Genomic DNA, 23,883 nt, shown 5'->3' with positions numbered 1-23,883 from the left:
TCACGCCGTCTTCAGCTCTACGAATTCATCGATCGTCTGCATCAACTCCTGTTGCAAGACCGTGCAAAGACGCCGGGTCGCATCATAATCGACCATGCTCGGATCATACGTGGTGTCGATCTGTAGACGGCCCGATTGAAATCCGACCTCGAACCAGAAGAGGTGGATCGCCGCTGCTTGATGCATGTGTTCGCCGATGCAGAGTGGAGAAGGGTCTGTGTCCAGAAAGCGGCGCGCGAAATGACGCTGCAGACCGGCGCGATAATTCACCCCAATTCTGGGAAGTGGCAGGCGATCGAGCCGACACCGCAAGGCTGGATCTCGGTTTAGGAATTTCAGGGCCCGAAAGCCTATTCCTCCACGCGGCAGCGCATTGCGCTGCCGGTATATGAGACGAGCGCGGTCGGAACGCGTCTCTCTTCCGGTGACCTTCAATGGAAGCGGAACGAGCTCGCTGATAAGGCCAATGACCTGAGATGGATCAAAATCGTCAAACAGCCGACCTCGTGTCGAGCTCAGGCTATCAATCCAGAGCGAATAGTTGCCGAACAGGGCTCCACACGCACCGGACAGGGCAGCAAGAAACACATCAAAGTCCTGACAATGCGCTGATCTTGCTCCAATACTAAGGAGACCCGCTGTCGCTTCCCCGTCGATCTCAAGATGGTACTTGGCTCGATCTACCCGCGAACGGCCGTTCACATCCTCCCGACGACCTGCGAGATTCGCATCGTGAAGCTCTCTCGACCTTGCTTCGTCAATACTCGTGCCGCGCGATGACGCATCGCTGACACGCAGATTGAATTGATCGTAGTCAATACCCTCCCAGTACTTGAGCTCGTTTGGTGCTTCGCTGTCCGCGTAATTCTCGAGGCGCTTCAACCAGGAAGAGAGCCTTTGTACGGTCTCAGGGCCATTCATATCATGGCCTGCAGCAAGAGTGTTGTATGCGCCCTCCAACGCTTCCAGGAATAGCCGATAGCCCATCCCATCCGCTACGAAATGATGCATCAGCACCAGCAGATAGTAATCGCCGCTTTCCGAAGTACGGAACGCCGCGACGTGAACAAGAGGCGTGTGACCGTCAAACCTGAACATGTGTTGACGTTTTGCCGAGACGATCTCGATCGTCCTGCGCTGGTCTGGGCCGGTCATTTGGACCAGATTGATCTCCTCCACGATGCGCTCAGTCGGACAAGTCCCAATCCCCAGCCGTAGTCCATCTTGGGTTCGAGCAACGCGCAGCCTGAGGCTTTCGTGCTTCTCGATGACATGGGCGAGAGCGCGGTCCAGGATCTTGACGTTCAGGATGCCGCCCCGCAAAAAGAACAGATCGCCGATGTTAAAATGCTCGTCAAAACCGAGAAGAGAATTCCAAAACGATATGATGGGGGGCACAGGCAGCAAACTGTCCGCGGAAGCTATGTTGTGGGGGGCTGCCCCCGCTTCCCCGGCCGCCAACTCCCTGATGGTCGGCGTTCGATAGAGTTGGTTGACGGTGAGATTCAGCCCGGCTTTGCACGCCAGCGTGACGCAACGCACGCTCAGAAGAGAATCGCCGCCGAGATCAAAGAAACTGCTGTCGATTCCCACCCCCCTGACCCCTAGTAGATCCTCCCAGATCCGAGCAAGAACTCGCTCGTTCCTGGTGCGGGGCTCAGCAGATGGACGGGTTTCGATCTCGCGGTACGGAACGGAGGATAGGCGAGTACGGTCTATCTTTCCGCTCGTCGTCATGGGAACACTGTCAACCAACCTGAAGGCCGCGGGAACCATCGCAGATGGCAGCTTGTTGCGCAGATGGGCGAGAATCTCTCCAGAGCTGAGATTCTTGCGAGCGGGCACCACGCTCGCCGTCAAGCGGCGATCGTCATCGGTGCCTTCTGCGAAGACCGCGGCCTTTGCGATTGCGGGATGAGACTCAAGGGCAACTTCGACCTCCTCCGGCTCGATGCGGAAGCCCCTCACCTTGATCTGGTTGTCCGATCGGCCACATATCTCAAGAAGGCCGCTGGTTGAGATGCGTGCGATGTCCCCACTTCGATAAAGCACGTTGTATTGTTCGCCATCATACGGATTCGGCACGAAACAGCGGCCAGTCCGATCTTGATCCCGCCAATACCCAGCGCTCAGACAGCGGCCTGCGATGCACAGTTCGCCGGGAGCTCCGACAGGCACTCTCTTCAATCGTGAATCGAGCACGTAGAGTTTGACGTTGTCGATTGGCCGCCCCACTGGGACAAGCGCCGAGCTGTCATCCGCATCCGATGTTTCGTGCACGGCTGCATTGGACGCACATTCCGTCGCACCATAGAAGTTCCACAACGGCACGCCCGGAAAAGCCTCACGCCAGCGAGCGGGCAGCGAGGAAGGCATTGGTTCGGCACTGCTTGTGACCAGTCGCAAGGCGGTCCTTTGCGGTTGCCGCTCCTGGGACCTGATGAGACCGGACAGAAGTGGCGGAGAGGCAAAAAAGCGTGTCACGCGATGTTTTGCCAAACTGCACAACAACAGATCCGGATCTAGCACCTGCCCTTGGGTGAGGATCAGCGTAGGCACTCCTCTCAGAAGCCCACCAAAATACTCCCAAGCGGAGGCAACAAGGCAGGCGGACTTCTGGACAACCATGACGTCAGTGTCATCGAACGGAAAGCACCGCCACATCCAGTTCAGCCGGTTGAGAATGGCCGCTTCCGGTATAAGAACCCCCTTCGCCCGACCTGTGGAGGAGGACGTGTATATGAGGCTCGCAATTTGGTGATCTGTCGGTTTGTCGCGGGGGACGGAATCATCCCTCCGCAATTTGCACGTTTCTAAGGCCAACAGAGAAATCGAAGGTATCTCAAAGCCAGGCTCCGTGATATTCGCGTGAATCAAGAGCTTTGCCTGACTATCTCGCAGCATATGTTGGATCCGGTCACGCGGATAATCCGGCGCAATCGGCACTACAACAGCATCCAAGCCTCGCGCCGCAAGCATGACAGCGGCAACGTCCGACGACCGGTCAACAAGCACGGCAACCAGATCGCCGGCCCCCACTTTCATCTCCTGCAGGAGCGAGCGGATTGCCGCTACGCGCGCGCGCAGCTGGTCAAACGTGACCTCCCCGAACTCGCCAAAATATGCTACTTTGCCGTGGTTAGAGACGCTGATCTGCTCGAAGGCTTCGGCAAGCGGACATTCGGATTCATATCGCTGGATCGACCCATCCAGCGAACCCAGTATAGAGAGGTCTGAGGCGCTAAGGCAGCTCAGTTCCTCAATGGGCGCAAGCGCTTCATCAACGCAGGCGGCAATCAGACACCGCAGATTGTTGGCCATGCGGGCAGCGAGATCACTCGAGATGATGTCTTCCGCATACGCCAACTGGAGCGCAATTTCATCGCCGTGATCTTGCGCGTACAGCGTTAAATCGAATTTGACATAGCCGGTGTCATATTCGCGGAATGTCAGAGCCATCTCATCCCGACCAACCGGTTCAGCGGCTTCGGAATACATGTTGAACATGACCTGGAAGATCGGTGATCGACCCGGTTCGCGACATAACCTTGTATCCCTGACCATCCATCCGAATGGATAGGCCGCATTTGCGATGGCATCGCTGACCAGACCCTGGATGCGCCTGGCATGAGCAGCAAAGGATTGACTGGCATCGATCGCCGCACGGATCGGCAGCATATTCAGGAAAAAGCCGATGATGTCGGCGCTGCCTGGTTGATCTCGTGCAGCGTGTGGCATGCCGACGACAATATCGTCCTGACCGCTATACATTCGTAGCAGCAGCTGGAAGCACGCCAGTAGTGTTGTCGAGGTGGTGCAGCTATTTTGGCACGCGAATTCTCTTACCCGACTGGAAAGATCGCTGCCAAGCAGCACTGGATGCGAGGCGCCGCGGAATGAAACTGTTTGGGGGTGCGCCCTTCCAAGCGAAAGCACCGGCGGATCATCACCAATCTGACGACGCCAATAGTGACGTTGGTTCTCCAGGGCCCCTGGAGAAATGTGCTGTTTTTCCCACGCGGCGTAGCCCGAGAGTGACGCACGGTTCCCTGGCCAAGGCGCCGCGGCATCTAAATATCTCTGCTGAAGATCTCTGAGCAGAACAGAAATCGACCAGGCATCGAGGATGATTTCGTGAGCGGTGATCAATATGAGATGATTGCCAGCACCAAACCGGACCATGCGCGCACGAAACAAGCGGCCTTGTGCGAGATCGAAATTGTCTTTCAGCTCCGTTCGCCGAAGCTGCGCGACGAGCTCCTCAGCTTCGGAGGAGGTGAGATGAGATGCATCGATCAATTCAAGATTGGTGCATGGCGGACCATCAAAGCATTGAACCGGACCGTCTTCGTCGATAAAGCGCGCCGAAAGTGCCTGGTGGGAATGAATGACCTCGGTCCAGGCGCGATTGAACCGAGCTAAATCGATATTGCCCTTAATCCGCAGCCCGCCTTGAATGATGTAGTTCCGGGCAGATGGATCGAGCTGCGCCAGAAACCAAAGATGCTCCTGGAGTCGCGTCAGAGGTGATCGGTCAAGCTTTCGGTATGTCAAGGCTGTGCATGGGTGGGGCTCGACGCGAGCCTCGATCGAAGCGGCAAGAGATCGAATCGTCCCATTCAGGACCAGCCTGAAATCCACTCTCACCCCGAGCAAGGTCTGCAACTGTCCCAAGATGAGCATTGCCCGGAGCGAGTCTCCGCCGAGGCTCATGAATTGGTCATTCACACCTATGTTCTCGATACGCAAAATGCCGGACCAGATTTGACGTAGCCGGACTTCCAGATCTGATTGCGGCTCCTCAAAGGGCGTTGACAATACCGGCCGAACACTCCCCGGGTCAGGCAATGCTGAAAAGTCGACCTTTCCGTTCCTGGTCAGTGGAATACCACTGGCGTGGATGATTCTTTCCGGAAGCATGTAACCGGGGAGTGCCTCGGCAAGAAACTTCCGAAGGTCGCTTTCCTCCAGCTCAGCTGGAGCCGTCACATACGCAACCAGCCGCCGCGAGTCGGCTTGCGCCTCCGCCCCAGCTATATCTCGCGCCGTAAGCTTTACACCTGCGCAAGAAGAGGCGACTGCGACCGCGCCATGCACCAAGGGATGAGCGGACAAACGAGCTTCGATTTCTCCCAGCTCGATTCTGTGCCCGCGAATTTTGACCTGACGATCCCGTCGACCGAGACATTGCAAAAGGCCGTCGGAACGGAGGCGCCCAAGATCACCTGTCCGATATAGACGCCGGAAGGACAGGTGGTTTGAGAATGGATTTGGCTCAAACGCATCCTTGGTGCGGACCTGGTCATTGACGTAGCCGGCAGCAACACCGACGCCGCTGACACAGATTTCGCCCACTTCTCCTACATTGCAGAGCCGCGGTCCGTCCGCGACATAAACCTCACAGTTTTGAATTGGCCTGCCGATCGGCACATAAGTATCAGCCAGCGCAGGCGGCACGGAAACCAGATGATGGGTCACGCCGTCGGCGCACTCGGTCGGCCCGTAATGATTGAGAATGGGAACGTGGGGATACAAGGCAAGCCACGCACGCGCCAATCCGGGCGTTAGAGGTTCTCCGACCGTAGAAATAATCCGCAAGCCGTCCATGCCTCGCTCTGCCTCGGTAAGCGATTGCAGATATTCAACATACACTGCCAGCATCGACGGCACGAATTGGACGACCGTAGCGGCGCATCGTTGAATTGCTCGGAGGAGCGATGGCGGCGATCTCAGTGTCGCATCATCGATGATTGATGTAGAGGCTCCGACGCAAAGCCCAGAAAGGAGCTGCCAAAGCGAGATGTCAAAGCAGTGCGATGCCGTTTGCGCGACGCAATCCGACCGAGTGAGATTTAGAGCATCGATCTTTGCCGCCAAATGATTGTTTAGTCCGGCGCGTTCGATCATTGCGCCCTTAGGCTGTCCGGTCGAACCAGACGTAAACAGAATATAGGCAAGCCCATCCACGTTCGGCGATGGCATAACGGACGGGGTCTGCAACCGGCCCAGTGCCGCCTCTATAGCTACGAATTGCGGAGCTGTCTTGCTGCTCCCCTGGAATAGGCTGAGCGAGTCCGGACGGTCTCGGCCCATCAACCAAGCGCAGCGGCTCTGCTCGATCATGAATGATGTACGGGACGCCGGCTGCGATGGATCAAGCGGTAGGTACGTTGAACCAGCCTTCAAAATTGCGATGACCGCCGTCGCCCAGTCGAGGTCTCGCTCCCCCCAATAGCCGACAACCGCGCCGCGAGCACCCTGCTCTCCCAAGGCCATTGCAAGAGCATCTGATCTTGATCGTAGCGCCTCATATGTGAGTTCGTCTGCGCCGTACCTCAGCGCAACTCTCTCCGGATCCGAACCGGCAAACCGATTGATCGCCGTGATCGCGTCAACCGGTTGACATTCGATGGACTGCTTCTTGGCTGATTGATTTTCTGTAGGCACGCGCCCCGCCATTCGTCGCCTTCTTCGGTGCTCAAATTCGAGCGCCGGAGCTCGTCATCAAGGTGTGCATGCGCAGCCACCCTGATTCCGCACGTCACAAGGTTTTGTCCGTATGAGCTTCTCGGTGTTCGCTTCTGGCTCGGTGATCGGCAGAGGAACGGCAGGACGCTAGGACGGCGCGTGCACTTTGGCACCTACCTGATCTTGGACTAGACCTGCCATCGTCTGCATGGCACCCGCAATCAACGCGCCCACAGGCTCGTTATGGCTTGTGATTAGCGTAATTGTCCGATTTCTCAGCCCCTGAGCCGGCACCACCAACCGATCGAGGGCGGGCTGGCCACCCGGCGACACAGCTTGTACGAACGAAAGACTTTTTTCCGTAACCACCGCCAGACCGATAGTGTTCAAGCCGGTGGTCGCCGCAACAGGGCCCTGTCGGCGCCTCAACATTACAACGAGTCATCGAAGCTCGCAGCAGCAGTCCCAAAGACAGCCTTGAGGTCATCCAAGTGCTGGCACCGGCAGCAATGCGCCCGATCGCCTCGTCACCTTCATGCGAATCGCTCAGCTTATTTGGCCGTTAGCTGCATTCGAAGCCGAATTAGAAAAGAGACGGCTCAGTTTGATGACCGTAACAAATCGTTGCCATCGCTTTGGTTAGCGCACCTGGGCGACTCTGGACCACCGGGGAAGCCGCTCAAAGGCTGGTTGTGAGCATCTTTAAGATCGTTGGCGAGGCAAAGAACGCCGATGAAAGGGCCCGCAAAAGGCTTATTCCCGCGGAACAGCTTAAGTCAATCGCTCCGCCTCGACCATGAGTGCCGGAGAAAAGGCCCACAGCTCACCGCCATGCATCGAACGAGATGGATCATGACATACCGTTCTGATCGGCACGCCCCTGTCAAAGATGGAACACCCGATGCAGGCGACCTTTCTCCTGATGGCCCAATGCAACGGTCGCGCCGTCATACCGGTCGAATCCGTTTGCTCGGATTTCTTCACGCACCTAGCTCCGACGAAATTCATCGAGAAGGTTCGCGCCGGAGAGATCCGTCTGCCACTGGTGCGCCTGGAGAGCACGCATTCGGCCAGCACCGAGGACAGGCGCAGTGAGGCTTAGGCGGCAGCCGCTTTGGACTGTCGGGTCGCCTTCCAATTCCACGGGAGCAGGTCGGCGACTCTGTTAGCGGGATGATCGGGAAGCCTGGCCAGCACGTCAGTGAGCCAGGCTTTGCGGATCAACGTCCTTCATCTTGCAGGTCTCGATCAGGGTATAGACGGCGGCGGCACGATTGCCGCCTGCATCTGAACCGGCGAAGGTCCAATTTCATCTTCCGACAGCCACACCGCGTAACGCCCGTTCGGCAGCGCTGTTCAAGAGGCAGATGCGGCCGTCGTCCAGGAAGCGAATAAACGAAGCCCAGCGGTTGAGCAGGTAGTTAATAGCCTTTGCAGTATCGTTGCCGAGGAGAGCAGCGTTCTCTGCTGGCGCATCCAGATTTCGAGATCGGCGACGATCGGCCTCGACTTATCACGACGTACCGCAAGCCGTTATTCCGGCGTTTTGCCGTTGATAGTGCGGTCGATCTCAAACAAGATATCGATGCGTCGCACGGCTTCGCTGGCAATCGGCGCCTCTCCAGATTTCTCCAGGTCGAAGAACTTTCTGCGGCCGTGGCTCCAACAGGCAGCTTCAAGGAGCGGAGCCGGCTTCCTTTGTGCCTTGTAGAGCTGGTTATACCCATCGAGGGTCTATGGGTTCACTTGGCAGATGGATGCGGAGGGACTTCGGGAACGGCTCGAACTGGAAGGTCGGTGTCATCCCTGCCTCCCAGCCACTACTTTAGCGCCGCGTTGATCAGATTGGCGAGCCTCTGCCCAGCTAGTGCGACTTGGGCTTCCGCGACGGACTTCGCTTTCGAGAGGTATGCCGCGTCAAGATCATAAGGCCCCTTGTCCGGACCAACCGCCGTCCCGTAGGCGTATTGCTGCGCCAGCGCGGCCGATTCCTTGAACCAAATTTCCGGGTCGTCAATCTTTGCCAGGGTCGGGTCTGCGGCAGGGAGAAGAGAAGCCGCGCCGATAGCTGCGGCGGCGGTGCCGCGATCACCTAGGATACCGTCCCAGACGAAATGAAGCTTCGAAGCTTGCACGCCTCCGACGTTGACCAGCTCGAGATTGCCGCCTTGATCCCCCTTGAGCTGATGTGTGAACCGCGAGACGGCATGCAGCGGCTGGTGGGCATCCCCAACAAGGTGCAGCAACCACACGAGATCGTAGCGCTTCAGATCGTCCGTGCTGTTGTGGTCCGAAAGGGCCGCTTTGAGCAGGTGGATCTGGGTGAGCGCATTAACCGCCGGTGCAGGATCGGTCTGTTCGCCGTCAGGCGAGAACGGGATATCGTAGTAATGCCAGTAGTCATGAACGATGTGATCGGATGTACCAACGTTCTGTGCGGCGGTGCCGTCCGTGACCTTGTCGTAGTCATAGCAGCCTGGTGCGTGCGACACTTTGCAGGACAGGATTCCCTTTATGTCGTCGGCCCAAGTGGCGGCATGCACGAAAGCCGCCTGAGCTTTGTCGCTGTCCGGCAGGCCCTCAAGGCCCTTGATCCACAGCGGATAGGCCGGATGCTGCTTGACGAGGGTATCGACCTTTGGCCGCAACGTGTCATCGAGCCGTCCGTAAGCGATTGCGGCAACTTCCATGTGACCCATATCCCACCACGCGTGGGCGGGACTGACTAACCCCCATGAGGACGAAGGATAAGACGGCGAGAACGCGCATGGCTCGGCTCCTCTTCCGCACAGCAACGGCTGGCAATGAACTATCTCAAAAATCAATCTGTGATATGTCGCCAAAGGAAAGCTGCTTTGACGGTCGCAAATTGATTTCCTAAGGCACTTCTTTGGTAAGCGCAATCTAAAGTTAAGAAAATAGTGAGCTGCAATTCAGCAGATTGCTCCAGCAGGTCCGCGGGATGCAATGCGGCACTTCTGATCAAACGACTGTCGTCTAGAGGTCTGCTGTCCCCTGAAGCAAACGCAAATTGGGGCAGCGGTGTCGGCTGTCTGCGGTAGAACGGTCTTGTGCGATTGCGGCGGCGACCAATTTAGATTCGGAAGGGATAGGCACCTCGAGGCGGAGCATTGCAGCGTACAAGACAGCCTCCTGTATGCGAACAACGAGATGAATCGGAAAGCAGATCAGCGAAGTAAACGTCGTTGCGACATTGCTGAGAGGGCAGCGCCCGTTAGCACGCGATGAACCAGACATCGTTCACTGGTTCGGGCACTGTCGGCGCGGTCGTGCTGAATATTACGCCCATTGAGGACTGCTGCGGGGCGACTTTGCCGATATCTTAGCCTGCCGCGAGTACCTGCTTGAGATCGCCGATCAAATCGGCCGTCGCCTCCAAACCCGATATTCAGCCGCACCAATCGGGCTCCATAGGACCGCGCATTCGACCCGGCTGCGGGATAGGTCATGACCAAACTGGTCGTCCCGCCCCAACTGTGGCCGATACGAAAGAGTCGGAGTGCGTCGACGAACCGCGCGACACGTGCGGCATCCCACGTTTCTGCGAGCACAATCGAGAAGACGCTCGCCGAGCCGGTAAATTGACGCATCCAGATCTCGTGTCCGGGGCAGTCCGGAAGTGACGGATGCAGAACGCGCGCGACCTCGGACTGTTCCTTCAGCCAGGTGGCGACCGCGAGGGTAGAGCGCTGGAGGGCGTCGAGCCGCACGGCCAGCGTTTCCAGGCCGCGCAACGCCAGAGCACAATGGTCGAGGGAAACTGCAAGCCCGAGCAATCGGTGCACTGGACCTCTTCGTTCGTAGGCAGCATCGTCTCGAACCGAGACCGTGCCTAGCAGCAGGTCGCTATGGCCGCCGACATACTTGGTCAGCGCTTGGATTGACACATCGACGCCGGCCGCAAATGCGTCGAATAGAACTCCCGCTGCGTAAGTGTTGTCGAGCGCTACCGGTACGCCGCGAGCATGAGCCGCTGCAACGATGGCCGGCACGTCTTGGACTTCCATTGCGATGCAGCCTGGGCTCTCGCACCAGATAAGACGAGTCTCCGCGCGGATCAGACGAGCCAAACCGGCGCCGATCATTGGCGGGTAGGCCTCGACGGAGATGCCTAAGCCCTTTAGAAGCCAGGCTCCCAATTCCTTGTTCGGCCCATAGGCGCTATCGGGCATGAGGACATGCGATCCAGCGGTGCAGAACCCGAGATAGGCGAGGACGATGGCTGCCTGTCCGCCCGGAACGACAAAACTGTGTCGCGCTCCTTCGAGATCCGCAATCCGCGCGCCGAGTTCGAGCACAAGGAAGCCAGAAGACCTCGGCGCTTTACCGTCAATTCACGATGCGGTCGCCTCGACTGGCGACACCTCTTCGCCCGGCGGTGGTGACATAGGTCGTCCAACCTGACCTTGCATGCTTGGATAGCCCATCCGGGTGCGGATGCCCATAGACGTTGCGATATCCACACGAAATCACCAGTTGGCCCTGCCCGCTATTTGGCTTTGGCACCAACGGCGCGCCTGCATTAAAGCGCGCGCCATGATGAGTTGCGACTAAGTGATCTACCTGCTTGGCATTGGCATGCTTGAGGTGCGAATAGTCTGCGTCGCCGGTCAGCAAAGCTGATCGTCCGCTCGTGAGGGTCGCAAGGATGGTCAATCCGCTGTCGTTGAGATCGGAGGGGCGGCCGCCGCTTCTTACCAATTCGCCAAAAGGAAAACGGATCCTTGCGTTGGCAGGGCGTACGACCAGATTACCCCTCTGGTCCAGTATATGTGCCAGGCGCGCGGCACCAGGTCCCAGCCGCTGGTCCGGGACAATCCAGCGGCAGCCGAGCAGATGCGGGAGAAGGAGCGCGCCATGGAGATGATCCCAATCCCAATGCGAGAGCACGATCGGAAGCTTCTCGGCTCGATCGACAACGAATCTGGATGGAAAAGTGTGGCGATTGAAAGAGATCGGAAATCCGACATCGAAGTGCAGAATTGCATTACCGCCATCGTCGCACAGAGAAATGAAATTTGCCTGGCCAACATCCCTGACCCGGATGGATGTCGCTTGTGGCAGGTCTTTGAGGATGGCTGAGACTTCGGCGGGCGTCGCCGGGGGCGGAAGTGCCGCACAGGCCGTAGCGAGCGGCTCCGGCAATACCAGCCGCGGGGCCGCTGCGGCACCTAGGGGTTGGGGCCTTAAGGGGTGCGGTGGCGCCTCGCCGGGAGTGTTGAGCAGCCGCGCGAACATCAGAACTCCCCGGGCATGCATCGAATAACCATTACCCTCGAGTTGAGCATGCCATGCCGGCAGACCATGGCCCTTGGGCCTGAGCTCGAGATGAAACCAATCGCCTGGCTCTGGCGTTGCGCCCGCAAAGCGATCAAACCGAGCCGGCGTCGTCACCACACGCAGGAGTGCAAACGGCTTGGTCTGTCCAGCACGAAAGCCGTTCAGGAGCTCTGGTCCGCTCGCGTCGACATAATCGGCATCGATGCAATCAAATTCGAAGGATACGCGGCGATGCGGGCGCGTGCTCAATGAATCCACCCGCGACACGCGGGCGTATAGTCTCCTATTGGGAAACTCCGGAGGATCTGGCGGGATATCGAAAAAGAAGAAATCGAAGATGGCCTCCTAATATCAAGCGCACGCCCCAGACGACCCTGGTCATATTTTCATAGCGGGCAGACGGTCAGCTCTCCGTTCCAGGCTCGTCCGAGAAGGCCTCGAGATAGAGGCCCTCGATCTTCGTGACTTCGTCTGGCATCAGCTGGGAGAATTCATTTTCACGAGCGCGCTTTGAAAGCCGCCCTTCATTCTGCTGCAAGAATCCAAGGAGGTTGTTGAGGGTCCGCTCCGGCATATCGACCATGTTTTCGACGCCCGCCCGGAACGTATCGAAACTCCGTAAGAACCGGGTTTCCCTCGGAAGATCCTGTTCGATGGTCCTCTGCACGCATTCGTACAGGAACTCCGCATGCGGCGTTGCATCGAAGAAGCGGTAAAAGTCAGCGGTATCGTTCAGGACCTTGACGTTGCCTTGCGGAGTCGGCTCCCATTCTATGCACGTAAGCAATCTACTCGAATAGCTTTCCAACACGTCCTTGTATTCGCCGATCTTGTCGAGAATGGCTGCCGAAACCGGAAAATGGATGCCGGCAGGATTGAAGCCGCGCCGTCCCAGAACATGGTGCATCAGGTATCGGTGAATGCGGCCATTGCCATCCTCGAATGGGTGAACGTAGACAAATCCGAAAGCCAGCACGGCGGCGGCGATGACAGGATCAAGCTCATTTTCCGCCGCCTGATCGAAGGCGATCAATCCGCGCACGAGGGGGGCAATATCTTCGTGGCGTGCGCTGATATGATCCGGAATGGGTCTTTGCGTCTCGCGGTCATGCTCGCCGACAAAGCCACCTTCGTTGCGGAAGCCGAGCTTTACGAAGCGCTCATCACCGATGACGATCCGCTGCAGGCGCAGAAACTCCGCCTCGTCGAGCGGCGCCCGTCCTGCTTCGCCGATGACCTTGCCCCACCGCTGGATGCGATCCTGTGGCGGTCTTTCTCCTTCGATGACGTAACTCGACTTCGAGTCCTTGAGGAGAAGGAAGGCGGCGGTTCGCGCGAGCAGATCCTTCGGGACCTGGCTCACCACGACGCGGGCGCGCTCCTTGAGGTCCTGTGCAACAAATTCCGTCAGCACTTGGGTCTTGAAAACGAGCGGGCAGAAGTCCGATGTGCCTGGCAGATTATTACGGACGCGATGCCGTACCGAATTCTGCCCAGAACTCGCATACTGGAGTTCGGTATCGACGGCGTCGACATAGGAGACCTTGTCTGCTGTGGGCAGATTAAGCTCACGCCCCAACAACCATTCATAGAGAAACCAGATGCGGCGCGTGTAGAGTCCGGTCGGCTTCTGCTTCACAAGGTCTGCAATCTCGTCCTCCTTCACGGTGAGGAAGAGTCGCTTCAGGATGGCAAGGTCTAGTCCTTCGTTCTTGAGTGCGAAGGTGAGATGTCCCTCGAGGCTGACGTCCGGCGCATGACGTGGCGTGTAGATGCGCCATCCACTTTGCTCGAGGATGCGGTGCTTTGTGCCGGTGGCGGAAAGCAAGCGTGGTATCGGGACGGACAGCCGGTAGGCGTCAATTAGTGCTGCGTAGCCGGCGGGGGTCGCGGACTCTGGCAGCCTTCGATCATGAAAAACGCTCACAGGGCCTGAAAATTGTAGCGGCATTGGCTCAATCCATGAAAAACGTTCTCGGCCGTGAATTTCGTTTGCCATCTCGCCTTCCGGCCGAAATTAGATCTCACACCATGAAAAAGCTTCCCGCAAGCTAAATTTTACGAAAAATATTCACGTCACCCGAATTGCGGCATCGGACTTGGGCGAGTGAAGACCCTCAACAAATCGAAGAGCCGCCGCGCTCGACCGCGCAATACGCTAATTGCATCGTTGTCACAATTAAAAGTAGAATTTCTGACAAAAGTGCAGGATTCTTAACGGGATGCGACATAATTGGAAGAGAATCGCAGATTGCCAACGTTCTCCATTTGTTCTAGGGTGATTTATGGCCTCCCTTACTGAGCAGGAGTTCGAAAGCCTGCGCATTGACCAGAGCGTATTTCATATCGTCGGCCCCGGAGAGGAACACTTGCAGCTGCTCACGGCTTTCGATGCCGGCCAACACGCGCCCTTTTTCCTGGGCCGTGCCGGATCGGTCAACAGTGGAAATCGATACGAATTCATGGCGGACTCACCGGTGCGGGCGCAACTCGCACGGATCGGCCGGGATAAAGCAACTTTCCAGGAGGAAAGCGAGAAGCTCGCAACGGCGTTCAATGAAGCTCACGACAGCACGGCTGTCGGCGCCTTCCTGATCTTCTCGCTATCCTGCTCGAGCGGCCGGCTGTTTGCCCTTTTGAAATTCGAGGACGAGAAGGTTCTTACCTACGACTACGATATCAGCCGCGGACGTTCGGGAAAGCCCCGGCCGACCTTCGGCGAAATCGAGCGGACCTTTGTTCAAAATCGCAACGCTTTGCAGAAAGCCGCGCTCATCAAGCTGCGCAAAGACGGCGACGAAATCTGCGTTGTCGATCGTCAGAATCCGCAGCGGCCTGCGGCTTATTTTGAGCGATTCTTGCTGGTGCGGCGCCAGCGAACGGAGGAGGAACTGACCAAGGCAATCGTCGATGTCACGCGCAACATTGCCTACAAGCACAAAGACATCCTTCCGCAGGGCACCATGAAAAATCTGGCGCAACGCCTATTCGATGCCAGCCAGTCAGGTGGTTCAGTCGACGGCGAAAGCGCTCAAAATTGGCTGAAAAGCATTTTCGGACCGCTGCCCGACGACAGCCCGGTCGTGACCGACTTCAAGGCAAGGCTGAAACGTGAAGGAATGGCAGGAGAATCGTTCGTCCTCCAAAAGAACGCGATTCAGGCGCCCAGAAACCGCCGCGTCGAGACGGCAAGCGGGGTCAAACTTACCTTCCCCGTCGGTTTGACGCCGTCCGTAATTTCGGTGAATCCCGACAGGGGCGAGATCATCATCAAGGACAAGATCACACTCGATGACTTCGAGCTCAACACATCTGCTCGAACGCGTTCGTGAGCTAGTCGCGAACGGCACCTCGGCGGACGAACGTGTTGACGCCCTTGTGTTGCGAGGGCGGCTGCCGTCCGCCGGTGCGCAGGTGGCCTGGCTCGCCTTCGCCGACGAAGTCCCATCGCCGTTCTCATCATTGCAAGTTTATAATCCGGCCTTGGGTGGCGATCTCGTCACGGCGGATGTCTTCGATGCGACACGCGAGGTCGTGATCACGCTTGGAAAGCCAGCCGCCCCAGCTTGCGCCTTCTTTATTTTCCAATCGAGTATTCCACATTATTTGACGCAACGGTCTGTCCTGCCCCGTCTCGCGATCGTCGATTTCAATTCCACACAGGCATTTCGCGCGCGAGGACTGGAAGTCGCTTCATGGGATTTGGCGCAGCCGGTTCCGCCTCCGGAATCCCTGCTTGGTCGCATCGACCCCACTCGCTATGTACGCGACTTTGTTCCGGATCGTGAGGTCGTCACCGATCTCAATCCCTGGATGCTGGTGGCCGCACCGGCAGCTTCATCGCCAGGGTATCAATCATGGGAAACGGTGGCTGCGCGCAGATTGTTAGGCGGGGACGGATGTCGAGGCACGCCACCTGCTCTTTTCCGGCGAGTTGGCTCGGGCGAGCCGTCCTCAGCAGGATCTTGTCACGACATTGGACCAAGCGCTCGAGGCGGCTAAGGCAGCCTATGAAGCTCACGTCCAATCGTCGAGCCGCGAGACTCTGAAGGCGCTGGCCGATCTCCGCAAAACGGTTGTTGATGAAACACAAAAGGTCGCACAACGAGCGCAGGATCTTGCGGCGACACTCTGGCGCGACTTGGCCGTCTCGGCGGCGCCTTTCATATTGAAGATCGTGGGTGACGCGGCCAAGACGCCTGGTCCTCTCATCTCTTCCCTGTTCTATTTTGCTGCCGCAATATTCGTCGGTTTGTCATTCGCGTTACAGTGGCGGATCAATGGGGCGTTTTTCGAATGCCAGGCTTCTTCCCGGCGGAGCTGGATGCAGAGCCTTTATAGCTACATCTCGGTTCGCGAGCGGGAAGAAATCGCGGAAACGCCGATCGAACAAGCGATGAAAAACTATCGTGAGACCCGCGGCGTCCTGCTTGTTGTGTATGCGGTGTTGGTCATCGCTCTCGTTGTCGCCGGCGTGCACACCTTATACGATGCAACGCCCCCACCTTCGAGCCCCGCCGCAGGCGTCGCGCCAAGCCCAGTACCAGTTGCGCCACTTCCGGCAAAGCGGCCGTAATTTCGAGAAACTTCTGTAATTTGAGGGGTACGATCTACGCCGCGAAAGAAATCGTCTCTCTTGAACGACCTGGTCAGCGATTCCATAATCTCGTCGCCATCTTGGAGCGCATGTTCGCGCACCAGGACGGAGTTACCGTCGCTTCCTCTTTAAGGTTGACAAGGACACCGGTCGGCTTCGTGACATGACGTGGTGATTATCCGTCGTGCCCATCACGGGCCGAATCTGACCACCATTGAGAGCAGGGAGCAAGGGCGAAAGGTAGGAGTTCCTCAGAGCGAGGCCTTCGCCAAAAAGTGCGAAAAGACTGGAATTCACCACGGAATCGTAGTTGCCGCCAACGGTTTTACGAGCACGGCCCGCACCAAGGCCAAGGCACTGAACCTGACGTGCATGGAGTTGGCTGAGGCGGAATCCTTTGATTGGATTCGCACTTGTCACAATCGTTGGCTTGTTCCACAACTTCACCGCGATCGAGGGTCGCGTTCGCGTGATGGAAGCGAGCAAAAGGTCGCGAATCCATCCACGGTCTAAGAGGTGCGAGCTTGGTGGAGCTGCCCGATGCCTTTCTCGCACCCGAGGTATCGCTGGCCGGGCTACATTTTGCATCGGAGCATGAGGACGGTCGCGGCTCTCTGACTATCTCAACCTGCGGCATATTTCTGCACGTTGTTCGTCGTAAAGAAGCGTTTTGGCGTGAACGTCGCCTCTGGCGAAGTCCTGCCGACAAGTCCAGGCGGAGTAGAGATTCCGCGCTGGTCGATAAAGTCGGCCAGAAGATCTGACGCAGTCGAAACTCACTTCAACTTCGGCGGTCCAACGCCGCTGCCGTAGAGAGATAAGATTGTGGAATACCTAAAGCTGTTAGTTGAGGTCGTGAAAGCCGCGGCCTGGCCAATCTCAGCCGTCTGGATCGCCTACTATTTCCGCGATGCGATCGTCGCCCAGCACAACGTCGATCATTCGCATGATCACCACGACGCTCCGTGTACTCACGGCTTGTCCAAGACAGAAACCGACGCGCTCCTGGCATAGAATCCTGCTGCCAGTGGGCTTTAGCTCGCGGCTTCAAGGTGCGCCTGGACTGCGGCACGCCGGCACTCAGCGATGCGGTTCGCTGCTGCGATCGCGGCTAATGCAAAGTGTGGACATAATACTTGGCCGGGCTTGCTGCTCGCATCGCAATCAGACCGGCCGATCAGTCGATCTTGGGCAAGTATTAGGCAACCGCCCAAGCTCGTCACTTATGTCATTTATAGATCGATTCGACTGCTCACCGCTGATTTTGTTGTATCTTGAGATTATCCAACAGCTTCGATCCTTCACTAAAGGACCTCGACCAGGATCGCTCCGCCAAGTCTAGATAGCTTTTCAGCAAATCGGAGGCACTTTTGACCTCGGCAACGCCTTTTAGAAAATTGGCGTGATCGTGCAAAGAGGAAGCAGTCAATCTCAATCCGTCCTGCAAAATCGCCGTGAAGAAACTTGTCGTTGCTTCGATCGACTTCTGCCATTCTGGAAAGACGAATGAAGCGCGCGTGGCGGCCGTCGACTCTCTAGTGTGCTCGGTCGCGCCACCTGGCCCAGCGGCCGATGCTTGGGCCGCTTGCGGCACTTGTTGTGTACGGCGTTTCTCGTCTTCGGCTATGCTCGCTGCCATTGGATCTCTCATTTCTGACCATAGGTTGTAATTGGTTCGGCGGCTCAATTCCCTCCGATCCTCAGAGGGTAACACGATCTCCAATATGGGATAGTTACCTCTCTTGGTAGGTTAGGTCCACGGACTGACTTCAGACGACACACAATGTGAGCATGCTAGCGGCGGAGTTTTAGCCCGGCAGGCTCCGTTAGGTACCTGCCTGCCACTGAGTTTTCATCCAGCAGCGGCTAGAGCCTCTTTTTTGCTGTAGCGAGACCGAACTTTGGACAACCCAGAACTAGAGTTTTGCGCCTCTGTCACATTGGCGGGCTGGTTGCGCCGACGTGGTTGTGCAGCAAAATCGGCGGTCGATTGCCGATCGCGCCGTAGGCGCCGTTCTTCGTTATAGTATCTGGCCAAGTCTCCACTTTTCCTGGGCGTCCGCAAGGGACAGGAACCAGTGGGCGTTGAGACATTCGACCCGGAAGCGGCCGTTGAAGGCCTCGATGAACGCGTTGTCGGTTGGCTTGCCGGGCCTGGAGAAGTCCAGCGTGACACCGCGTTGGTAGGCCCATAGGTCAAGTTCACGAACTCGCTGCCTTGATCGACTCGGATCGTCGCCGGGAATCCCACTTCCTTGCAGGCCCTTTCCAGGATCGCCACGACGTGGCTGCCGCGGAAGCTGAACTGTGGCTGCAGCACCGGTGAGAAGCGGGAGAAGATATCGACGATCGTGAGCACGCGCAGCTTATGCCCCGTCGCCAGCTGATCGTGGACAAAATCCATCGCCCAGGTCTCGTTGACCCGCGTCGCTGGCCGGCTGTCGTCGCGCAGCTTGGCCTTGACCTGGCGCTTGGGCGTTTTGTTGCGCAATTGCGGGCCCAATTCACGATAGATGCGTCGGGTCTTGTTCTGGCCGTGACGCCAGCCTTCGCGGCGGAGCAAGACGTGAACACGGCGATAGCCGTAGCGGATACGAACATGGCAGATCTCCCTGATCTTCTGTTCGAGGGCAGCCTGCGTTTGCGCTCTGGCACTATCAAGCCTCGGTGTTCGACCCGAAGCTCGCGCTGCAAACCTCACCCCTGTTCCAGCGGAGGATTGCATGAACGCGGACGCCTCCTTCACCCGCAGCATAACGCCGCCAGGTTTCGCGACCGCCATCTTTCGTGCCAACGCCGGGAGGTCTGATGGCGCGCATCAGGACGATCAAGCCCGAGTTTCCGCAATCAGAGACCATCGGCAAACTGTCCCGGGACGCGCGCCTGCTTTTCATCCAGCTATGGACCCTCGCCGACGACGAAGGGAGGGCTCGCGCGGCCTCGCGAATGCTCGCGAGCCTTCTCTACCCATACGACGACGATGCGCCGAGCCCGATCGATGGCTGGCTCGCCGAGCTTGAGCGTCATGGTTGCATCACCCGTTATGAGGTTGAGGGCTCGACCTATCTGCAGGTCGATAACTGGCTGAAACATCAGAAAACTGATCGCCCGACGCCGTCGCGTTTGCCGGTTGTCAGCGAAGGCACGCGATTACTCCCGAGCCCTCGCGAGGCTTCATCGACGGACCTTGGACCTAGGACCGTGGACCATGGACCTAGGACCGTGGACCATGCCGCGCCTGTCGGCGCGCGCTCGGGTTCGAGCGAACTGGATTTGGGCGGTGAGCTCGGCCCGCCTCGGCCACCGCCGTCTGACGCGGAAACGGAACTGTTCCGACGCGGCAAGGAAGTCCTCGGCAGTGCTGCCGGAGGTCTCGTCTCGCGATTGCTCAATGCCAAGGGCGGCAAAGTCCCATTGGCGCGTGCTGCGATCGAGCAGGCGTCCACCAAGCATGATCCGCGCGAGTACATCGGAGCGATCATCCGGGCCCCACCCGAGCATGAGCCGCCGAGGGTGGTGCAGCCATGACCCGGCATCTGCCCCTCGACGAAGTGCTGCGGATGTTCGCCCGGATCGGATTCAATCCGCGCTCGCACAGCGGGACGCACGAAATCCGGTGCCCGGCTTGCTCACATCTGCGGCGCAAGAAGACCCACAAGTGCCTGTCCATCCGCTGCGATGCGGACGGCTTTTTCTTCCGCTGTTTCCACTGCGACGAATTCCATGGGAGCTATCGGTATGCCGACACATGGCGGGCGAACCATGATCGCGGCTGCGATGTCATCGCGGAAGGTCTCCGCGCCGAGCTTGTCAAGGTTTTTTAGGATGCACGAGAAGGTCGCGTAATGGACTTTGAAATCCCGCGTGGTGCGGAGCGCGAGTATCTGATCGCTTTCGGCGTGGCGGCGATCTATATCGCCACGATCCCGCGCGGCGAAGGGGCGCATCAAGCTGATGTATTCGCTGCGGCCCTCGGTGCCGATCCGGTAAGACGTGCCGTTCTACAAGGACTTTGCCGAGGTGATGCGGCAGGAGATGTCGCTCAACCTCGCGCTTGCGGTCATCCGCGCCATGTCCACGCGGCGCCGCTAACAGGGAGAGAGCCATGGCGACCAAACCGAGCGACGACGACAAGCACAAGGACAAGACGCAGGCGGACCATGCCGCACGCGAGCAGTCGCCGGCGGATCAATCCGAACAGCAGCAGCCCCAGCCGGAAGATCCCCCGCAGGGCGTGCCGCCCTATAAGGACTGACCCATGCTGATCCAGCGCGTGGCGCGAGACAGGTCGATCAACCGGCTCGATCCCGCATACCTCGCGCAATGGCGCGCCTACTATCGGAACATCGTCGAGCGTTATGTCGCGGGCACGCTGTCGTGGACGGATGCCCACAATGCGCTGATGTCCCTCGGCTTCCGCGACCATGCCCTCAAGGTCGAACTGCTCGAACTCGACAAGGCTCGCGCCCGGCGCCCTTGATCGTGATCGACGCACCCCACTTCTTTGCAGCCGTGGTCTTCGATCGGACCCGGCTAGTGGTACGGACGGCGCCCATCCTCCGCTACATGATCGGCTGGGATCGACAGCGCGTGCTTGCCTGTGTCGACCGCAAGGGTTGGCGGGCGACATGGCACGACTAAAACTACTCGCTACGCCTTCCGGACGGCTTCCGAAGTTCCCGGAGCGGCACGGTGGGTGTAACGCACTCGCCCTCGGGCGGCGGACGATCTTCGTCCTCCGCAACGTAGGCATCGGGATCGCCAAGGATCGGCACCGGCTCGCCAGTCCACCCGCACTTCTCGCATGTCGGCCGTTCCCACTCGACATCGGGCACGCTTGAGTGAAACCCGCGTTGAGGAGATAGCCGGTTCGAGCCGCACGCGGGACATGCGTCGGGCACGCCACGGAGATGGCGGATCACGAGAGACGCCGCCAGGCCAAGAGCATGTTCCACCGTGGTCGTCGCGGCCTCTTCGTCGTGCCAAGTGGAAGCCTTGGCGTGGGTGAGCCAGTTGGAAAAGCGCCACGACTCGTCCAGCAGCGTCTTGAAAAGGTGGCGCCGCTGCTCGTGCTTCTGACCACCGAGGCAAGTCGAACAGATGTGGTCCGCCCACGCCTTGAAGTCCGCCTGCTTAGGTTTGCTGCCTTCATCGCCCTCCCAAGGCACGATCACTTGCGCAGCGCTCGTGAACGCAAGCAATGCCTCGCGGCAGCGTACGCCGACGGCTTGGAAGTCGCTGACCTCTTGTGCGTTCGCGAGGGCGTCGGACGCCTCGGTCAAGTGGCGAAAGCAAGCCGCAAGCGGCTCGACCGGGAGTTCTGACAGCTTTGGCTGTTGGCTGCGGGGCATGCGCAAGCAGAGCCGGACATGAAACGTCACGGCCAAGTCCATGTTCGGGAACTGCTCTTGGGAGTACAGGTTGGTCGGATTGGTGATGACCCACCACCGATCGACGTTGGTGTGAACATCCCAAGCCACATGCTGATGGCTCAGCACGTTCTCGGCATAGACCTTTTGCAAGAACTCGATATAGCGCGACAATCTGGATGGGAAGCCGTATTGCCTCATGTACTGATGCTCCCGGGTGCGATCGGTTGCCTCATTTATTTTGCTCCTGGCCTGAGTTGAGGAGGAGGCCGGGTGCGGAGATGGCCGGGGTTTCGGAGCGCCCGGCCTCCTCCGCTGGTACCTCGCACGTCATTGGGGTGTTGTGACCTCGTACCCTGGCGGCGTTTTCTCGCTAGGAGCGAACAGCAGCGCATTCGCTTGCTCGCTGCGCCAGGATTTCAGCCGACGTTGAAGGGTTCGAAGAAGCTTCTTCGGATAGGCTCCAGGATATTCCATCTGCAAGCGCGAGAGCAGTTCGCTGCCAGTCCGCCAAGGCTCAGCGTCAAACCATTTTCGCAAATCTGGCGTTGCCCGGATCAGCGGGTCGGGACGACGTCGGCCTCTTTTCGTCTTCACGAGTGGCCGATCCGTCGGTCGCATGGCTCCGTCCTTCCAGGCCGTGCGCAAGCTTGCCAGGAAGCGATCGATCGGTTGCGATGCCACAGCAGGATGGCCGATTGGTTGGGTATCAGCGAGGGCCGCGAGGCGCTCCTGCACGTCGCGGATGTCGCGCAACAACGCGACTGGATCGAGAGCGGCATAGATTTCTTGGAGATGATGGCGGACAGCGTCAGGCGTGCGGGCGTCCGCTGCCAGGCGCTGGTGTGGTGTAGCCGGCGCGCTGTATGTCTTGCGTACACGGGCACCTTCGCGCTGCTTGGCTATCAATTTGAACGAGGGTTGGAAGAAGTTCACGAACAGCCGCGCCGATCGATAGAGTTCAGCCAGCAGCTTGGCCGCTTCCAGGCCCTCGAACCGACGATAGCCGACTATCCTGCGCACGACGGCGCCGTTCTTCTGCTCGACGAACGCCTGGTCATTTTTTCGGTAGGGCCGGCAGCGCGTGAAGACGATGTTGGCCGCCTCGCAGTAGGCTTTCAGCGTCTCGTTTATGAACACCGTATCATTGTCAGTATCGAAGCCGAGCAGCGCAAAAGGCAATTGTTTGCGCAATTCCGTCAGGACCGTGCTCAACAGCGTCTGTTCGCGCACGATCAGAGGAGCGCACTCCGTCCAGCCGGTAGCAATGTCGGTGAGCACGAGGGTCTGGATGAAGCTGCCGCGCGCAGATGGACCGCTATGCGCGACAAGGTCGGCCTCGACGAATCCAGGCGCCGGATCATTCCAATCTGCCGACGTCCTTATTGGAACACTGCGACGCAACGAGTGCGTCGCGTGCCGCCGACGCTTGCGACCTAATCCTTCTCGGACCCGCACCAATGCGCGGTCGATCGTCGCAGCGCTCATTGCCAAAAGTTTGTCGCGGATCTCGGGGGCAAGGTCGAGGTGGCCATGCCGTTCCATCGCCTCAATCAACGCAGGCATTAACGCCTTCAGCCGCTTCCCGCAGATCCGGTCTGACGCCTCCCAAAGGAGCACGAGCGCGTTGTGTTCTACCTCATTATACATTCGACGTCGCGCCCTTCGGCTTGGGCGCGCGTCTTCCTGACCTCGAAGTAGTCGCATCGCATGCTTGCGATGGAATCCGGTGATGTCGACGAACTCGTCCAATATCCGCGTCTTCTTCGCGCGATCCGAACGCCGATAGCGCGCGCCTGCTGCCGCCGTCAGTTCCTTCCGCGTTGCCATGCTTAGCCACCCCATCTTCGCCCCCGCTCGCTCCCGATCCAAGGGAGCAATTTACGTGAGGCAACGGCTCAGCATCCGGTAACAATTAGGGCGAGGCAATGCGCTCTTCCATCCTGATTGCCGCGCCGCAACTCGACGATCAGGTCGGGCGCCTGCCAGTTCATATAGTCGATGATGGCCTGTTTCTCGTCAGGCGTAGACTGCAACATGGTGGACCAACAATCCGGGGTTGACCGGCCCTTGCTTTAACACGAGTCGGGGCGCGCCTATCCGTTTTGCACCGGGTCCTACCGTTCGCCCGGAGCGGCGCGGGATCGC

The 23,883-nt window shown here is 58.5% G+C and carries 19 protein-coding genes and 2 pseudogenes; 10 read left to right on the top strand and 11 right to left on the bottom strand.

Annotated features, from left to right (window positions below; translation table 11 throughout):
• Nucleotides 1–6,459, bottom strand: coding sequence for an amino acid adenylation domain-containing protein (locus ACVW16_RS24305; RefSeq protein WP_456802438.1), 6,459 nt, complete (start codon nt 6,457–6,459; stop codon nt 1–3).
• Between the two features lie 910 nt (nt 6,460–7,369).
• On the opposite strand from ACVW16_RS24305, the gene ACVW16_RS24300 reads away from it, so the two are divergent.
• Nucleotides 7,370–7,570 carry a pyocin activator PrtN family protein gene (locus ACVW16_RS24300; protein ID WP_456701600.1) on the top strand — a complete coding sequence of 67 codons (201 nt, stop codon included), beginning with the start codon at nt 7,370–7,372 and terminating at the stop codon, nt 7,568–7,570.
• Here ACVW16_RS24300 and tnpC read toward each other — a convergent pair.
• The 5 genes and pseudogenes from tnpC to ACVW16_RS24275 all read right to left on the bottom strand — a co-directional run.
• Nucleotides 7,567–8,193, bottom strand: a pseudogene (tnpC, locus tag ACVW16_RS24295) (IS66 family transposase); the annotation flags it as partial. The gene ACVW16_RS24300 and the pseudogene tnpC overlap by 4 nt on opposite strands.
• Nucleotides 8,194–8,288: 95 nt before the next feature.
• Complete coding sequence (locus ACVW16_RS24290; RefSeq protein WP_456701599.1) at nt 8,289–9,167, bottom strand: S1/P1 nuclease; 879 nt, start codon at nt 9,165–9,167, stop codon at nt 8,289–8,291.
• A gap of 489 nt (nt 9,168–9,656) precedes the next feature.
• The gene (locus ACVW16_RS24285) at nt 9,657–10,787 is read right to left on the bottom strand and encodes a PLP-dependent transferase (RefSeq protein ID WP_456701598.1); all 1,131 of its coding nucleotides are present in this window, start codon (nt 10,785–10,787) and stop codon (nt 9,657–9,659) included.
• A 31-nt stretch (nt 10,788–10,818) separates the two neighbouring features.
• The gene (locus ACVW16_RS24280) at nt 10,819–12,018 is read right to left on the bottom strand and encodes a metallo-hydrolase/oxidoreductase (protein WP_456701597.1); all 1,200 of its coding nucleotides are present in this window, start codon (nt 12,016–12,018) and stop codon (nt 10,819–10,821) included.
• Between the two features lie 154 nt (nt 12,019–12,172).
• Complete coding sequence (locus ACVW16_RS24275; protein ID WP_456705166.1) at nt 12,173–13,720, bottom strand: Fic family protein; 1,548 nt, start codon at nt 13,718–13,720, stop codon at nt 12,173–12,175.
• A 334-nt stretch (nt 13,721–14,054) separates the two neighbouring features.
• Between ACVW16_RS24275 and ACVW16_RS24270 the strand changes: the two genes are divergently transcribed.
• The 5 genes from ACVW16_RS24270 to ACVW16_RS24250 all read left to right on the top strand — a co-directional run bounded on the left by ACVW16_RS24270 (nt 14,055) and on the right by ACVW16_RS24250 (nt 17,130).
• Nucleotides 14,055–15,101, top strand: a complete 1,047-nt coding sequence (locus ACVW16_RS24270) for a nucleoid-associated protein (RefSeq protein WP_456701596.1) — start codon at nt 14,055–14,057, stop codon at nt 15,099–15,101.
• Nucleotides 15,061–15,771 carry a hypothetical protein gene (locus ACVW16_RS24265; protein WP_456701595.1) on the top strand — a complete coding sequence of 237 codons (711 nt, stop codon included), beginning with the start codon at nt 15,061–15,063 and terminating at the stop codon, nt 15,769–15,771. Before ACVW16_RS24270 ends, ACVW16_RS24265 begins: the two co-directional genes overlap by 41 nt.
• Nucleotides 15,746–16,345, top strand: a complete 600-nt coding sequence (locus tag ACVW16_RS24260) for a hypothetical protein (protein WP_456701594.1) — start codon at nt 15,746–15,748, stop codon at nt 16,343–16,345. Before ACVW16_RS24265 ends, ACVW16_RS24260 begins: the two co-directional genes overlap by 26 nt.
• Before the next feature lie 189 nt (nt 16,346–16,534).
• On the top strand, nt 16,535–16,879 hold the full coding sequence (locus ACVW16_RS24255; protein WP_456701593.1) for a restriction endonuclease: 345 nt from the start codon (nt 16,535–16,537) through the stop codon (nt 16,877–16,879).
• An 11-nt stretch (nt 16,880–16,890) separates the two neighbouring features.
• Entirely contained in the window at nt 16,891–17,130 is a 240-nt protein-coding gene (locus ACVW16_RS24250) for a hypothetical protein (RefSeq protein WP_456701592.1), read from the top strand.
• A gap of 488 nt (nt 17,131–17,618) precedes the next feature.
• On the opposite strand, the gene ACVW16_RS24245 is transcribed toward ACVW16_RS24250, so the two are convergent.
• Both ACVW16_RS24245 and ACVW16_RS24240 read right to left on the bottom strand, forming a co-directional pair.
• Nucleotides 17,619–18,005 (bottom strand): hypothetical protein, encoded by a 387-nt coding sequence (locus ACVW16_RS24245; protein WP_456701591.1) that lies wholly within the window; start codon nt 18,003–18,005, stop codon nt 17,619–17,621.
• A gap of 296 nt (nt 18,006–18,301) precedes the next feature.
• Nucleotides 18,302–19,019 (bottom strand): annotated as a pseudogene (locus ACVW16_RS24240) (IS3 family transposase); the annotation flags it as partial.
• A 155-nt stretch (nt 19,020–19,174) separates the two neighbouring features.
• Between ACVW16_RS24240 and ACVW16_RS24235 the strand changes: the two are divergent.
• From ACVW16_RS24235 to ACVW16_RS24220, 4 genes are all read left to right on the top strand, one after another.
• The gene (locus ACVW16_RS24235; protein ID WP_456701590.1) at nt 19,175–19,894 is read left to right on the top strand and encodes a hypothetical protein; all 720 of its coding nucleotides are present in this window, start codon (nt 19,175–19,177) and stop codon (nt 19,892–19,894) included.
• The gene (locus tag ACVW16_RS24230) at nt 19,891–20,190 is read left to right on the top strand and encodes a hypothetical protein (RefSeq protein ID WP_456701589.1); all 300 of its coding nucleotides are present in this window, start codon (nt 19,891–19,893) and stop codon (nt 20,188–20,190) included. The genes ACVW16_RS24235 and ACVW16_RS24230 overlap by 4 nt, the downstream gene beginning before the upstream one ends.
• A gap of 281 nt (nt 20,191–20,471) precedes the next feature.
• Nucleotides 20,472–20,621, top strand: coding sequence for a hypothetical protein (locus ACVW16_RS24225; RefSeq protein WP_456701588.1), 150 nt, complete (start codon nt 20,472–20,474; stop codon nt 20,619–20,621).
• A 3-nt stretch (nt 20,622–20,624) separates the two neighbouring features.
• Nucleotides 20,625–20,846 carry a hypothetical protein gene (locus tag ACVW16_RS24220; RefSeq protein ID WP_456701587.1) on the top strand — a complete coding sequence of 74 codons (222 nt, stop codon included), beginning with the start codon at nt 20,625–20,627 and terminating at the stop codon, nt 20,844–20,846.
• A 163-nt stretch (nt 20,847–21,009) separates the two neighbouring features.
• On the opposite strand, the gene ACVW16_RS24215 is transcribed toward ACVW16_RS24220, so the two are convergent.
• The 3 genes from ACVW16_RS24215 to ACVW16_RS24205 all read right to left on the bottom strand — a co-directional run bounded on the left by ACVW16_RS24215 (nt 21,010) and on the right by ACVW16_RS24205 (nt 23,774).
• Nucleotides 21,010–21,936, bottom strand: a complete 927-nt coding sequence (locus tag ACVW16_RS24215) for a hypothetical protein (protein ID WP_456802437.1) — start codon at nt 21,934–21,936, stop codon at nt 21,010–21,012.
• 129 nt (nt 21,937–22,065) lie between these two features.
• A complete protein-coding gene (locus ACVW16_RS24210; protein ID WP_456701585.1) occupies nt 22,066–23,580 on the bottom strand; it encodes an ISNCY family transposase in 1,515 nt (504 codons plus the stop codon).
• Between the two features lie 53 nt (nt 23,581–23,633).
• On the bottom strand, nt 23,634–23,774 hold the full coding sequence (locus ACVW16_RS24205) for a hypothetical protein (RefSeq protein ID WP_456701584.1): 141 nt from the start codon (nt 23,772–23,774) through the stop codon (nt 23,634–23,636).
• Nucleotides 23,775–23,883: the final 109 nt, after the last annotated feature.

Source organism: Bradyrhizobium sp. USDA 4474, from assembly GCF_054057515.1.
The sequence above is the reverse complement of the archived record's forward strand: the minus strand, read 5'-3'. Positions and strand labels throughout refer to the sequence as shown.